At 61.2% G+C, this 13686-nt stretch carries 9 protein-coding genes and 1 pseudogene; 3 read left to right on the forward strand and 7 right to left on the reverse strand.

The annotated features are described in order from the left end of the window. Positions 1–1243: 1243 nt before the first annotated feature. The 7 genes and pseudogenes from glpK to HB676_RS26180 all read right to left on the reverse strand — a co-directional run bounded on the left by glpK (position 1244) and on the right by HB676_RS26180 (position 11109). Complete coding sequence (glpK, locus tag HB676_RS26155; RefSeq protein WP_213741353.1) at positions 1244–2749, reverse strand: glycerol kinase GlpK; 1506 nt, start codon at positions 2747–2749, stop codon at positions 1244–1246. A gap of 227 nt (positions 2750–2976) precedes the next feature. Further along, positions 2977–3075: pseudogene (locus HB676_RS33930) on the reverse strand (short-chain dehydrogenase); the annotation flags it as partial. A gap of 231 nt (positions 3076–3306) precedes the next feature. Then, a complete protein-coding gene (pimD, locus tag HB676_RS26160) occupies positions 3307–4449 on the reverse strand; it encodes a pimeloyl-CoA dehydrogenase small subunit (protein ID WP_213741354.1) in 1143 nt (380 codons plus the stop codon). 140 nt (positions 4450–4589) lie between these two features. Continuing rightward, positions 4590–5780 carry a pimeloyl-CoA dehydrogenase large subunit gene (pimC, locus tag HB676_RS26165; RefSeq protein ID WP_213741355.1) on the reverse strand — a complete coding sequence of 397 codons (1191 nt, stop codon included), beginning with the start codon at positions 5778–5780 and terminating at the stop codon, positions 4590–4592. Between the two features lie 157 nt (positions 5781–5937). Further along, positions 5938–7125 carry an acetyl-CoA C-acyltransferase gene (locus HB676_RS26170; RefSeq protein ID WP_213741356.1) on the reverse strand — a complete coding sequence of 396 codons (1188 nt, stop codon included), beginning with the start codon at positions 7123–7125 and terminating at the stop codon, positions 5938–5940. Then, positions 7122–8813 carry a dicarboxylate--CoA ligase PimA gene (gene pimA / locus HB676_RS26175; RefSeq protein ID WP_213741357.1) on the reverse strand — a complete coding sequence of 564 codons (1692 nt, stop codon included), beginning with the start codon at positions 8811–8813 and terminating at the stop codon, positions 7122–7124. The genes HB676_RS26170 and pimA overlap by 4 nt, the downstream gene beginning before the upstream one ends. Positions 8814–9012: 199 nt before the next feature. After that, a complete protein-coding gene (locus tag HB676_RS26180) occupies positions 9013–11109 on the reverse strand; it encodes a 3-hydroxyacyl-CoA dehydrogenase NAD-binding domain-containing protein (RefSeq protein WP_213741358.1) in 2097 nt (698 codons plus the stop codon). A gap of 125 nt (positions 11110–11234) precedes the next feature. Between HB676_RS26180 and HB676_RS26185 the strand changes: the two genes are divergently transcribed. The 3 genes from HB676_RS26185 (at position 11235) to HB676_RS26195 (ending at position 13678) form a co-directional block, all read left to right on the forward strand. After that, complete coding sequence (locus HB676_RS26185; RefSeq protein ID WP_213741359.1) at positions 11235–12098, forward strand: IclR family transcriptional regulator; 864 nt, start codon at positions 11235–11237, stop codon at positions 12096–12098. Between the two features lie 72 nt (positions 12099–12170). Beyond that, entirely contained in the window at positions 12171–12968 is a 798-nt protein-coding gene (locus HB676_RS26190; RefSeq protein ID WP_213741360.1) for an ABC transporter ATP-binding protein, read from the forward strand. After that, on the forward strand, positions 12965–13678 hold the full coding sequence (locus tag HB676_RS26195) for an ABC transporter ATP-binding protein (protein ID WP_213741361.1): 714 nt from the start codon (positions 12965–12967) through the stop codon (positions 13676–13678). Before HB676_RS26190 ends, HB676_RS26195 begins: the two co-directional genes overlap by 4 nt. The last annotated feature ends 8 nt before the right edge of the window (positions 13679–13686 follow it).

The following is a 13686-nucleotide window of genomic DNA, read 5'->3' on the forward strand; positions in this document are numbered from 1 at the left end:
CCCCTCACCCGTCTTCGCTTCGCGAAGCCACCCTCTCCCACAAGGGGAGAGGGGAAGAAAGCGCCGCAGCGGTTCTGATTTTGGATTCCAATTTTCAAACAGCATGGCCCGTCATTGCGAGGAGCGAAAGCGACGAAGCAATCCATCGGGCAACATAAAGAAAAAGATGGATTGCTTCGCTTTGCTCGCAATGACGTTGAGAGAGCGGCTCGCAATGACGGAAGAGATCGACACGGTTTCGCATTCTCGCGACGCAATCCGCCCGAGTTTTGCTCTTAACTTCCAGCCCTCCAAACAGAGGGCGCGGGGAATGCCGGGCGCCCGATGCGCCCGCAGCCGCGTGTGCGAAAGTGGTAAGTAAAGAGCACACGCGTTAGTCAGGTCACACCGGAATCACCCGGCATTCCCCACGCAATGGTTTTAACAGCTTCCTGCGCGCTCTCCTCGGTGACCGGGCTTTCTTGCCACCGTCGCCTGCGCAGCCTCATGCGCAAACTTGACACCAGCGTCGGGGTGTCGGGACCACACGCCTTCTCCGTCCGCGGCGATGTCATTCGTCATGTGACATTGCCGCGTCCATCGCATCCCGCATCAACGTCCGTGACGACCGCGAAGCGCCCCTCTTGTGAGGCGGGATGGGCATTTATATAGACTGATTTTCGATTTCTGAAAAACAGAATATTTTTGCGGAAGGGGCTGGACAAATGATCCAGCGCCGGGCGCTTTGATTTGCCCGTCGGGTAGGTCAATCGGGGTAAGCGCGGGGATTTCTCATCTTCCCGAAAACACGAAACCTTTAATCGCCCCTCTTCGAAGTACCGATCAAGCACCTACCTACAAAGCCTGGATCAGCGTATGTATTCACGGGTAGCAGCCCAATTGAGAAGAGCTTACCTTTTGTCAGAATTCGAGCGAGTACATCTTGGGGAATTTCCAAGACTTCCTTCGTAATTATCGTGATCAGTTGTCGTGGTTTTATCAAAATATAGGAACCTGCGGGAACTACTGTTCGCTCCGATTCTTTCGAAAGGTCGTAGTAAATTTCTCCGGCCCTCAGCTCATAACAAGCCTGCTTCACGCACTTTGGTTCAAAATTTTCACCTATAAGAATTCCTCGGGATGCCAATTCCACGATCTCATAGTCAGGAATTGTTCCAAATCGCGTCGGGGGGCTTGAGAATGTATCTGCGGACATAATGCTTACCTTTCAAAAACTTTGAGAGAACTAGCCCACGAATATCCTCTACCCCTCCCCCTCATCGCTCGCCAGCAATCCCTTCACCGCCCTCGCCCAGCCCTTCAGCTTCCGCTCTCTTGTCGCGGCACTCATCGCCGGCTTGAAGCGATGTTCCAGCCGCCAGTTGTCGGCAAACTTCGACGGCTCGGGATAGACGCCCGCGGCCAACCCCGCGAGATAGGCGGCGCCGAGGGCTGTGGTTTCCTGGATCATCGGGCGATCGACCGGCGCGTCGAGCAGATCGGCGAGGCGCTGCATGGTCCAGTCGGAGGCGGTCATGCCGCCGTCGACGCGCAGCACGGTTTTCACGGCGCTGGCGTCGGGCCAGTCCGCGCGCATCGCGGCCCACAGATCGAAGGTCTGGTAACAGACGCTTTCCAGTGCGGCATGCGCGAGTTCGGCGGGACCGGTGTTGCGCGTCAGCCCGAACAGCGCGCCGCGCACGCGCGGATTCCAGTAGGGCGCCCCTAAACCGACGAAGGCCGGCACGAGATAAACGCTCTGCATCGAGTCGGATTTATCGGCGAGCGGGCCGGTCTCGGCCGCGTTCTTGATGATCCCCAACCCATCGCGCAGCCATTGCACCGCCGAGCCCGCGACGAAAATCGAGCCCTCGAGCGCGTAGGTGCGCTGTCCGCTGAGCTGATAGGCAATGGTGGTGAGCAGCTTGTTCTTCGAGGCGACCGGCGTGGTGCCGGTGTTGAGCAGCGCGAAGCAGCCGGTGCCATAGGTCGATTTGATCATGCCGGGCGAAAAACAGGCCTGACCGATGGTCGCGGCCTGCTGGTCGCCGGCGATCCCTGAAATCGCGATGGAGCCGCCGAACAGTTCCGGCAGGCTATCGCCGAATTTTGCAGAGGAGTCCTTCACCTCTGGGAGCATCGAACGCGGCACGCGCAGGATTTTCAGCAGTTCATCGTCCCACTGGCCGGTGTGGATATTGAACAGCAGCGTGCGCGAAGCGTTGGTCGCGTCTGTCGCGTGCATCTTGCCGCCGGTCAGCCGCCACAGCAGGTAGCAATCGACGGTGCCGAACAGCAATTCGCTGCGCTCGGCGCGGGCGCGCGCGCCGGGCACGTGGTCGAGGATCCAGGCCACTTTTGTTCCGGAAAAATAAGGATCGATAATGAGACCGGTCTTGGCCGAGATTGCCGGCTCGTGGCCTTCGCTCTTCAATCGCGCGCAGATATCGGCGGTGCGGCGATCCTGCCAGACAATGGCGCGATGAATAGCTGTGCCGGTGACGCGGTCCCACACCACAGTGGTTTCGCGCTGATTGGTGATCCCGATCGCGGCGATGTCCTTGGCGATGACGCCAGCCTTCTGCAACGCCGCGCGGCAGGTCGCGATGGTGGAGGTCCAGATATCCTCCGGTTCGTGCTCGACCCAGCCGGAGGCTGGAAAATGCTGTGGGAATTCCTGCTGTGCGGACGCGGCGATCGAAATGTCGCTGCGAAACACGATCGCGCGGGAGGATGTGGTGCCCTGATCGATGGCCAAGACGTGGGACATGAGGGGGGTCCTCGGGAGTTTTTAGGTTGTGCCGAGGCAAGCGGATTGAAGGGGGAAGGTCAATATGGAAGGGGCGCGTGGCTTCTTCCCTTCTCCCCTTGTGGGAGAAGGTGGCGCGCATAGCGCGCCGGATGAGGGGTCTCTATCCGCGGAAAGAACCCCTCACCCGTCCGCAAGGCTTCGCCTCGCGTCCACCCTCTCCCACAAGGGGAGAGGGCAAGAAAGAACTACACCGCCGCTGTCGTCACTCCACCATCAACCACGATGGTCTGGCCGGTCATCAAGCTCGACGCATCGGAGTCCAACGCCGTCATTGCCTGCGACAAACGCAAAGCGTTTGCGCAAGGGAGCGCAGCGACGAAGCAATCCATTCTTCCTTTGCGCGGTGAAATGGATTGCTTCGCGGAGCCTGTCATCGGGCGCGCATTCGCGCGACCCGTTGGCTCGCAATGACGAGAGATATTATGTAGCCTGGATGAGCGAAGCGACATCCAGGGCTAACGTCGCGGCCTTTCCCGGATGTCGCTTCGCTCATCCGGGTTACGATAAATGACAGATCAAACCAGCCCGCCGCCCTGGGTCACACGGCGCAAATGATAATCCGTGTCCCCGAACGTGTTCTCGATCATGGTCAGTCGCTTGAAGTAATGACCGATCTTCGCTTCCATGGTCATGCCGATGCCGCCGTGAAGCTGGATTGACTGCTGGCCGACGAACTTCAGGGATTTTCCGATCTGTACCTTCGCGGCCGCGACCGCCGTGGCGCGCTCCTTGGCGTCGTCAAAATCGCCGGCCATGGTCGCAAACATCGCCATGCTGCGGGCCTGTTCGAGCGCGACGAACATGTCGGCGGCGCGGTGTTGCAGGGTCTGGAAGCTTCCGATCGCAACGCCGAATTGCTTGCGGGTCTTGAGATATTCCACAGTGGATTTCAGCGATTCATCCATCAACCCGACGGCCTCGGCGCAGAGCGCGATGCGGGCATCGTCGACCACGCGCTCGATCAAAGCGAGGCCGTTCTCGGGATCGCCGATCACGGCATCGGCGCCGACTTCGACGCCGGTGAAGCTGATATCGGCTGCGTGAAGCCCGTCCTGGGTCGGATAGCCCTTCTTCGCAACACCCTTGGCATTGCCGGGCACCAGAAATACGCCGACGCCATCAGCGTCGCGCTGGCTGCCCTTGGTGCGCGCGGTCACGATCAGCATATCGGCGCTCTCGCCATTGAGCACCACGAACTTTTCGCCGTCGATCACGTAAGCCTCGCCCTTTTTCTTGGCCGAAGTCGCGACATCGCCGAGATCGTAGCGTGAGTTCTTCTCGAGCTGCGCGAATGCAAACGTCTTGCTGCCGTCGATGATGGCGGGAATGTATTCCGCTTTCTGCGCGGCCGAGCCGCCACGCCGCAGGAAGCCGCCTGCGATCACCACGGTCGGCAGATACGGCTCAAGCACCAGCGCCTTGCCCAGCGCTTCCATCACGATCATGGTTTCGACCGCACCGGCGCCGAAGCCGCCATCGTCTTCGGAGAACGGCAACCCGAGCAGCCCCTGCTCGGCGAACTTGCCCCAGACGCTTTTGCTCCAGCCGCCTTTTTCCGCCATGTATTTCTTGCGGTCATCGAATTCGTAGGAACTGCCGAGCAGCCCGTCGACGCTTTCCTTGAGAAGCCGCTGCTCCTCGGACAGATCAAAATCCATTTTTCTTCCCTATATGCGTAGATAATTTTACGCCCAATGGAGTCATTCCGGGGCACGCGTAGCGTGAACCCGGAATCCAGAGGTTATTCGCTCGAGATTCCGGGTTCGCGCGTTACACGCGCGCCCCGGAATGACGGTCCTCACAACCCCAGCACCGCCTTGGTGATGATGTTGCGCTGGATCTCGTTGGAGCCGCCATAGATCGAGACCTTGCGGTTGTTGAAATAGCTCGGCGCGATCTGAGCGGTCCAGTCCATCGCTTCGTTGCTGCCGTCATCGCCGTGCTCGTCAAAGGGCGCGGCGAACGGGCCGATAACTTCCATCAATAGCTCGGTCGTGGCCTGCTGGATTTCCGAGCCCTTGATCTTGAGCACGGAGGACGCCGGATTGGGCTTGCCCTTGCCGTGCTTGCCTTCATCGGCGACCACGCGAAGCTGCGTCAGCTCAAGCGCCTTGAGTTCGATCTCGACCGCGGCGAGTTTCTCGCGGAACGCCTGGTCTTCCATGACGGGCTTGCCGCCGGATTCCACCTTGGAGGCAAGGTCGCGAATGCGGCGCAGCCGCTCCTTGGACACGCCGACGCGGGCGATCCCGGTGCGCTCATTACCGAGCAGGAATTTGGCGTAGTCCCAGCCCTTGTTTTCCTCGCCGACGAGATTGCTGACCGGCACCACCACGTCATCGAAGAACACTTCGTTGACTTCGACGCCGCCGTCGATGGTCTGGATCGGGCGCACCGTGATGCCCTTGGTCTTCATGTCGACCAGGATGAACGAAATGCCGGACTGCTTCTTGGCGCCGGGGTCGGTCCGGCACAGGCAGAAGATCCAGTCGGCATATTGCGCCAGCGTGGTCCAGGTCTTCTGGCCGTTGATCACATACGTGTCGCCCTTGCGCTCGGCCTTGGTCTTGAGCGAGGCCAAATCAGAACCGGAGCCGGGCTCCGAAAAGCCCTGGCACCACCAGTCTTCGACACTGGCGATGCGCGGCAAATAATGCTTCTTCTGCGCTTCATTGCCGAAAGTGTAGATGACGGGACCGACCATGCTGACGCCGAAGGCGAGCGGCGCCGGCGCCGGCACCATCTGCAGCTCTTCGTTGAAGATGTAATGCTGCACCGAGCTCCAGCCGGTGCCGCCATATTCCTTTGGCCAGTGCGAGACGCCCCAACCCTTCTTGTTCAGGATCCGCCACCACTCGACCATCTCGTCCTTGGAGAGGTGACGACCCTCCTGGAGTTTCTGGCGTGTCGAGGGCGGAACATTGTCCCGCAGGAAGGTTCGCACTTCATCCCGAAACGCCACTTCTTCCTTGCTGAAGCTGAGATCCATCGGATCCTCCTGTGATGAAAGCCGCTTGCGCCGGCCTCGGAATTTTTCCGTCATTCCGGGGCACGCGTAAGCGTGAACCCGGAATCTCACTGCTATGACTACGATCTCGAGATTCCGGATCAGGCGCTATGCGCCTGTCCGGAATGACGGAACCGTCCTACTGCACAATCTCGAACAATCCCGCGGCACCCATGCCGCCGCCGACGCACATGGTCACGACCGCGAGCTTGGCCTTGCGGCGGCGGCCCTCGATCAGTGCGTGACCGGTGAGACGCGCGCCGGACATTCCATAAGGATGGCCGACCGCGATCGCGCCGCCGTCGACATTGATCTTCTCGGGATCGATTCCCAATTTGTCGCGGCAATACAGCACCTGCACCGCGAAGGCTTCGTTCAGTTCCCACAGATCAATGTCGTCGATCTTGAGACCATGACGCTTGAGCAGGCGCGGCACCGCGAACACCGGACCAATTCCCATTTCATCGGGCTCGCAACCGGCGGCGACAAAGCCGCGGAAAATGCCGAGCGGCTTGAGCCCGCGTTTTGAGGCTTCCTTGTCGCTCATGATGACAGACGCGCTGGCGCCGTCCGAGAGCTGGCTGGCATTGCCGGCGGTGATGGTGAAGCCTTCGCCACGCACCGGCTTGAGACCGGCGAGGCCCTCGGCAGTGGTTTCCGGCCGCGGGCCTTCATCCTTCGACAGCGTAATCTCCTTGAAGGAGATTTCGCCGGTGGCCTTGTCGGCGACGCCCATCTTGGTGGTGATCGGCGCGAGTTCGTCGTTGAACTTGCCACCCTGCTGCGCGGCCGCGACGCGGCGCTGGCTCTCCAGCGAATACTCGTCCTGCCGCTCGCGCGAGATGCCGTAGCGCTTGGCGACGACTTCCGCGGTGTCGATCATCGGCATGTAGACTTCGCCCTTGATTTTGAGCAGCGCTGGATCCTGAGTATGAAACTTGTTGGCGTGGTCGTTCTGCACCAGGCTGATGGATTCGCCGCCGCCGCCGACCGCGATCTCGACGCCGTCGAAGATCACCGAGCGCGCGGCGAGCGCAATTGCCTGCAGACCGGAGGCGCATTGCCGATCGATCGTCGTGCCGCCGACGGTCACCGGCAGGCCGGCCCGCAACAGCGCCTTGCGCGCGATATTGCCGCCGGTAGAACCCTGTTGCAACGCCGCGCCCATCACCACGTCCTCGACCTCGCTGGGATCCACCTTGGCGCGCGCGACGGCTTCGCCGATCGCGTGACCGAGCAATGTCGCGCCTTCGGTCGCATTGAGCGCGCCGCGATAAGCCTTGCCGATCGGCGTGCGGGCGGTGGAGACGATTACGGCGTCGGTCATGAGCGACCTCCTGTTGCGGGTTGGTGTTGGGGCGGCGCGGATGTTTGTGCGGATTGTTGTGTGCGCAATTCGTGGCGCGAGAGCTTGCCGACGGTCGTGCGCGGCAGTTCATCGACAAAATCGAGTGCGGCGGGGATTTCATGCTTGCCGAGCTTGCCGGCGAGGAACGCCTTGAGCTCGTCCAGCGTGAAGGAATTGGCGCCCGCGCGCAATTTAACGAAGGCCTTTGCCGCCTCGCCGCGGTATTGATCGGGAATCCCGATCACGATTACTTCCTGCACGGACGGGTGTTCGTAGATCGCCTGCTCGATCATCTGCGGATAGACGTTGAAGCCGCCGGAGATGATCATGTCCTTCTTGCGATCGACCAGATAAAAGTAGCCGTCACTGTCCATATAGCCGATATCGCCGGTCAGGAACCGATCGCCGACAAATGCCTCGCCGGTTTCCTTGGGCCGGTTCCAGTAGCCCTTGGTGACGTTCGGCCCCTTGATGCGAATTTCGCCGACTTCGCCCGGCGGCAGAACCTTTTTGGAATCCTCCAGCGACACCACATCCATTTCGATGCCGGGCAGCATCAGCCCGATCGAGCCCGGCTTGTCCGGACCGTTCATCGGATGGCCGGTGCCGGGCGAACAGGTCTCGGTCATGCCCCAGCCGCTCTTGAGCTTCATGTTGGTCTTGCGCTCGAAAATCTTGGCGACCTCGACCGGCAGCGGCGCGCCGCCCGATCCGCAACTGACCAGCGACGACAGATCGCGGCTTTCCAGATCAGGAAGGCTCGCAATCGCGATCCACATCGTGGGCACGCCGGGGAATACCGTCGCGCGCTTGACCTCGATATCACGCATCACCGCCTGAACATCAAAACGCTGATGCAGCGAGATCAGGTCGCCACGCTGCAGACAGCGCAACAGGATCACCGTCAGCGCGTAGATATGAAACAGCGGCAGCACGCAGATCACGCGCTCGATCGCCTTGCGCTCGGCGGTGGCCTTGCGACCCCAGAGTTCATAGATCGATACTGCCGACGTCAGATTGCCGTGGCTGAGCATGGCCCCCTTGGGCAATCCGGTAGTGCCGCCGGTATATTGCAGCAGCGCGACATCATCAGGCGAAATCGACGGCCATTGCGCGGGTTTTATCGCGCCCTCGACAAACCTCTTGAACATTACGATCGCAGGGTGATCCGGGATCGGCGTATGCGGATTGCCGACCGCGCCCCAATGATCGTCCTCACAGACGATCAGGCGATCGAGCAGGCCTTTTTCCAGGAATTTCAGCGCCATCGGCAGCAATGCGGAGAGATCGCTGGTGATCAGAATGCGCGCGCCGCTGTCGCTGAGCTTGTGCGAGAGTGCGCGCTCGCCATCGAGCGGCGACAGATGCACGACGCGCGCACCGGTCTTCAACGCGCCGAAGAAATTGACGGGATGATCCGGTGAATTTCCGAGGAACAGCGCGATCGCATCGTTTTTGCCGTAGCCGGCGCGCAGGAAGGCCGAAGCTGCGATTTCGGTCAATTGCTCAAGTTCGCGGTAGCTGATCGTGCGATCGCGAAACTCAAGCGCCGGCCGCACCTCGAACTTCGCCGCCGCGTTCGACAGGACATCGGGCAACGATCCGCGGGCGATTGGATCATCCCAGTGAATCCCTTCCGGATAAAATCGCTCGCCGGGATGAGTCATGGGTCGTCCTGCAAGCCGAGCTCAGAAAACTCTCTCCGCTCGTCGTCCCTGCGAACGCAGGGACCCATAGCCACTGCCCTCGATATTGGAAAGAGGTCTCTCCCGACGTGCCTGAACGTGAATCCACGCGGTATGGGTCCCTGCGTTCGCAGGGACGACGCGTTGAAATACGAACCAGAGTACATCCGACCCGCCACCATCAAGCCGCTTTCGCTGTCTGCGCCAGCGACGCAAAAGTCTTGCCTTCCGCCGCCAGTTGCTTGAGCAACGGCGCCGGCTCAAGCGAGGGATCATTGGTCTCCTTGGCGTAGAACGACAGACGATCGGCGATGTGCTTGAGGCCGACCTGATCGGCATAAAACATCGGACCGCCGCGATAGATCGGCCAGCCGTAACCATAGAGCCAGATCACATCGATATCGCTCGGACGCGCCGCGACCTTTTCTTCGAGAATTCGCGCGCCTTCATTGATCATCGGATACATCATGCGCTCGAGAATTTCGTCGTCGGTGACGATGCGGCGCTTGCGGCCGAGCCGCTGCAGCGTCTCGTCGATCAGCTTCTCGACCTCCGGATCGGGTAGCGGCGCCCGCGATCCGGCCTCGTATTTGTAATAGCCCTTGCCGGTCTTCTGGCCGAAGCGGCCGGCTTCGCACAGCGCATCGGCGATCTCGGACTTGATGCCGCGGTCCTTGCGCGAGCGCCAGCCAATATCGAGGCCGGCGAGATCGCCCATCGCAAAAGGCCCCATCGGCATACCGAACCTGGTCACGACCGCATCGACCTGCTGCGGCAGCGCGCCTTCAAACAACAATTTCTCTGCCTGCTTGCCGCGTTGCGCCAGCATCCGGTTGCCGACGAAACCGTCACAGACGCCGACCACGGCCGGCACCTTGGCGATCTTGCGCGCCACCGCGACCGCGGTGGTCAGCGCATCCGGCGCGGTCTTGTCCGCGCGCACGATCTCGCACAGCTTCATCACATTGGCAGGGCTGAAGAAGTGCATGCCCAGCACGTCCTGCGGACGGCTGGTTACTTTGGCGATGTCGTCGATGTTGAGATAGGAGGTGTTGGATGCCAGCACCGCGCCGGGCTTGGCGTATTTGTCGACCGCGGCGAACACTTCCTTCTTGATCGCCATGGTCTCGAACACGGCTTCGATGATCAGGTCAGCATCCCTGACATTCTCCAGCCCGACCACGCCGGTGATCAGCCCCAATCGCTTGGCAGGCGCATCCGCCGGGATGCCACCGCGCGCCGCGGTGGCTTCGTAATTCTTCTGCATCACGCCCATGCCGCGCTTGAGCTGCTCTTCGCCGGTCTCGATCAGCGTCACGGGAATGCCGGCATTGACGAACGACATCGCAATGCCGCCGCCCATGGTGCCGGCGCCGATGATCGCGACGCGCTCGACGTTGCGGGCCTTGGTTCCTTCGGGAACGCCCGCGATCTTGGCCGCCTCGCGCTCCGAAAAGAAGGCGTAACGCTGTGCCTTCGATTGATCGCCCATCATCAGCTTGAGGAAACTTTCGCGTTCCTTCTTCAGGCCTTCGTCGAACGGCAGGTCGATCGCGAAGCCGACCGCGTCGGCGGCCGCGAACGGCGCTTCCAGCCCGCGCGCCTTCTTGGTGAGGGCGGCGACCGCATTGGTGAAGATCGAACGGTCAGCCTTCGCGGCCGCAAGCTTGCTGTTGTCGTCGCGCAGCTTGCGCAGCGGGCGCTTCTCCGCCAGCACCTTGCGGGCGAAGGCTTCGCCGCCGGTGGCAGAGCCTTCGACGATATCCTCGATCAGGCCGTTCTTGAGGGCTTCCGCAGCGCCGATCGGATCGCCGGCCACGATCATCTTCACAGCCAGTTCGGGGCCGACCGCGCGCGGCAGGCGTTGCGTGCCACCGGCGCCTGGCAGTAGGCCGAGTTTCACCTCGGGCAGACCTAGTCTGGCGTCCTTGGTTGCAACACGGAAATGGCAGGCAAGCGCGACCTCAAGGCCGCCGCCCAATGCGGTGCCATGAATTGCAGCAACGATCGGCTTCGGCGAGTTCTCCATTTCGGTCAGCACTTCATGCAGACCCGGAGGCTTCGGCGGCTTGCCGAATTCGGTGATGTCGGCGCCGGCAATAAAAGTGCGGCCGGCACAGGTCAGCACGATTGCCTTTATTTCCGGATCGGCGATCGCGCTCTTGATGCACTCCAGGATGCCGCCCCGGACGGCGGCGCTCAGCGCATTGACGGGAGGACTGTTGACCGTGACGATGCCGATGACGTCATGACGCTCGAGCTTGACCACTTCGTTCACGAGATTCTCCCTGGATCGCCGTTCTTGCCTATTCCGCATTGCGGAATTTAATTCCACATCTTGACAGCGAGGGTTATTTTGAAGCACGTCCCTTGTCAACGAGGTCCGCACAGCGGCAGCAGGCGATGAAACGTCCGACCAAGAAAGTGGCGACTGATCGCAGTTTTGTCGTCGCGCTTTCCCGCGGCCTGGATGTGTTGCGCGCATTCCATCCCAATGACGGGCTGCTTGGGAACCAGGAAATCGCGGCCCGCACCAAACTGCCCAAGCCGACCATTTCGCGGCTGACCTATACGCTGACCAAACTGGGTTATCTGACGCCGGTTCCGAGGTTCGAAAAATATCAGCTCGCGCCCGCGGCGATGGCGCTCGGCTATGCGGCCTTGGCAAATCTCGGCGTTCGGCACCTTTCCGAAAGCTACCGGGAAGAATTGATGCGCGAAACCGGCGGCGCGGTAGCCGTCGGCGGACGCGACCGTCTCAGCATGATCTATTTCGGCCAGAGCCGCGGCATGACGCTCGGCGTCCAACTGGATGTGGGTTCGCGAATCCCGATCGCGACCACGGCCATGGGCCGCGCCTATCTCTGGGCATTGCCCGACGAAGAGCGCACGACATTGCTGCGCGACCTGCGCGAGCATTATGGCAGCCGCTGGCCGCGGATGCGCGACGGCATCGAGCGCGCCGGAGAAAACGTCAGACAACATGGCTTCGTCATCTCGGCGGGCGAGTGGCACGACGACATCCACGCCGTCGGCGTTGCCCTCAAGCTTAACGACGGAACCGGCCCTTATGCGTTTAATTGCGGCGCGCCAGCATTCCGTTTCACGGAAGAGCGGCTGCGTGACGACATTGGACCACGTCTGGTGGCGATGGTAAGAAATATCGAGGCAGCCCTTGGCGGCGCTGTTCCGCAATCAAAAAAAGAAGAAGGCAAAAAGCTGAAACCAGGAGGGAAAGTTGCACGTGTGGTCGAGGGGATCAGGTAGCGGTCAACACGGTGAGCGGCGAACCAGTCTGCGTGCACGTTCCGGCCGGATCGATCATTCGGGCAGGATACGATGACGCAGGCACAATCTGCGCAGTCTGAATCCCCCCTGCTTGCGGTCTGTAATGTCAGCGTCGTGTTCGGCGGAATCGTTGCGTTGAATGGCGTCTCGTTCGACATGTATCAAGGCCAGATCCTGGGCCTGATCGGACCGAACGGCGCCGGCAAGACCACCCTGTTCAATTGCCTGAGCCGGCTCTATCAGCCGAGCAAGGGCGACATTCTGATGGAAGGCCGGAGCATCCTAAAGCGGCCGCCGCATAGAATCGCCGAAATCGGCATCGGGCGCACCTTTCAGAACGTCGCGCTGTTTGCAAATCTTTCCGTGCTCGACAATGTCAGGGTCGGCACCCATGCCCGCACCAACAGCGACATCATCAGCGACTCCCTGAAACTGCCCTGGGTTCGCCGCAGCGAGACCGAGCTCAACAAACGCGTCCACGAAATTCTTGGCTATCTCGATCTCGGCGATGTCGCCCATCTCACGGTGTCGGGCTTGCCGTTCGGCACCCAGAAGCGCGTCGAACTGGCGCGCGCGCTGGCGGCCGATCCGAAAATCCTGCTGCTCGATGAACCCGCCGGCGGCCTCAACCACGAGGAAGTCTATGCACTCGGTGACCTGATCCGCCGTATCCGCGACGAGCGCAGGATGACGGTGCTGCTGGTTGAACATCACATGGGCCTGGTGATGTCGATCGCCGATCATGTGGTTGCGTTAAATTTTGGCAAGAAGCTCGCCGAGGGAACACCGGCGCAGGTCCAGGCCGACCCGGATGTCATCAAGGCCTATCTGGGGAGCAAGGACCAATGACCGCGCTCCTGAATGTCAGCGATCTCAGAGCCTATTACGGGCAGGTCCAGGCGCTGCATGGCCTTTCGTTCTCGCTCAACGAGGGCAGCCTGACCACGCTGCTCGGCGCCAACGGCGCCGGCAAGACCACCACGCTGCGAGCGATCTGCAACATGGTGCGCTCGACCGGCGGAATCGAGTTTGACGGCAAGCCGCTGGGAAATCGTTCGACCGAGAACGTCGTCCGCCTCGGTATCGCCCATGTGCCACAGGGCCGCGGCACCTTCACCACCATGACGGTGGAAGAAAACCTCCAGCTCGGCGCCATTACCCGCAGCGACAAGACTGCCATCGTCTCCGACATCGAGCGCATGTACGCCCACTTTCCGGTGCTCAAGCAGCGTTATACCCAGCAGGCCGGCACGTTGTCGGGCGGCGAACAGCAGATGCTCGCGGTCGCCCGCGCCTTGATGCTGCGCCCGCGGCTGATGCTGCTCGACGAGCCGTCGTTTGGTCTCGCACCCCTGATCGTGCGCGACTTGTTCAAGATCCTCGGCAAGATCAATCGCGAGGACAAGGTCACCATCCTGGTGGTGGAGCAGAACGCGCAACTGGCGCTGGAACTGGCCGATCAGGCTTACGTCATCGAGACCGGACGGATCGTGATGTCGGGCAAGGCCGACGAGATCGCCAACAACGAAGACGTGCGTAAATCCTATCTGGGGTATTGAGGGAGCGC

The sequence above is a fragment of the Bradyrhizobium sp. dw_411 genome (assembly GCF_018449695.1).
Taxonomy (GTDB): domain Bacteria; phylum Pseudomonadota; class Alphaproteobacteria; order Rhizobiales; family Xanthobacteraceae; genus Bradyrhizobium.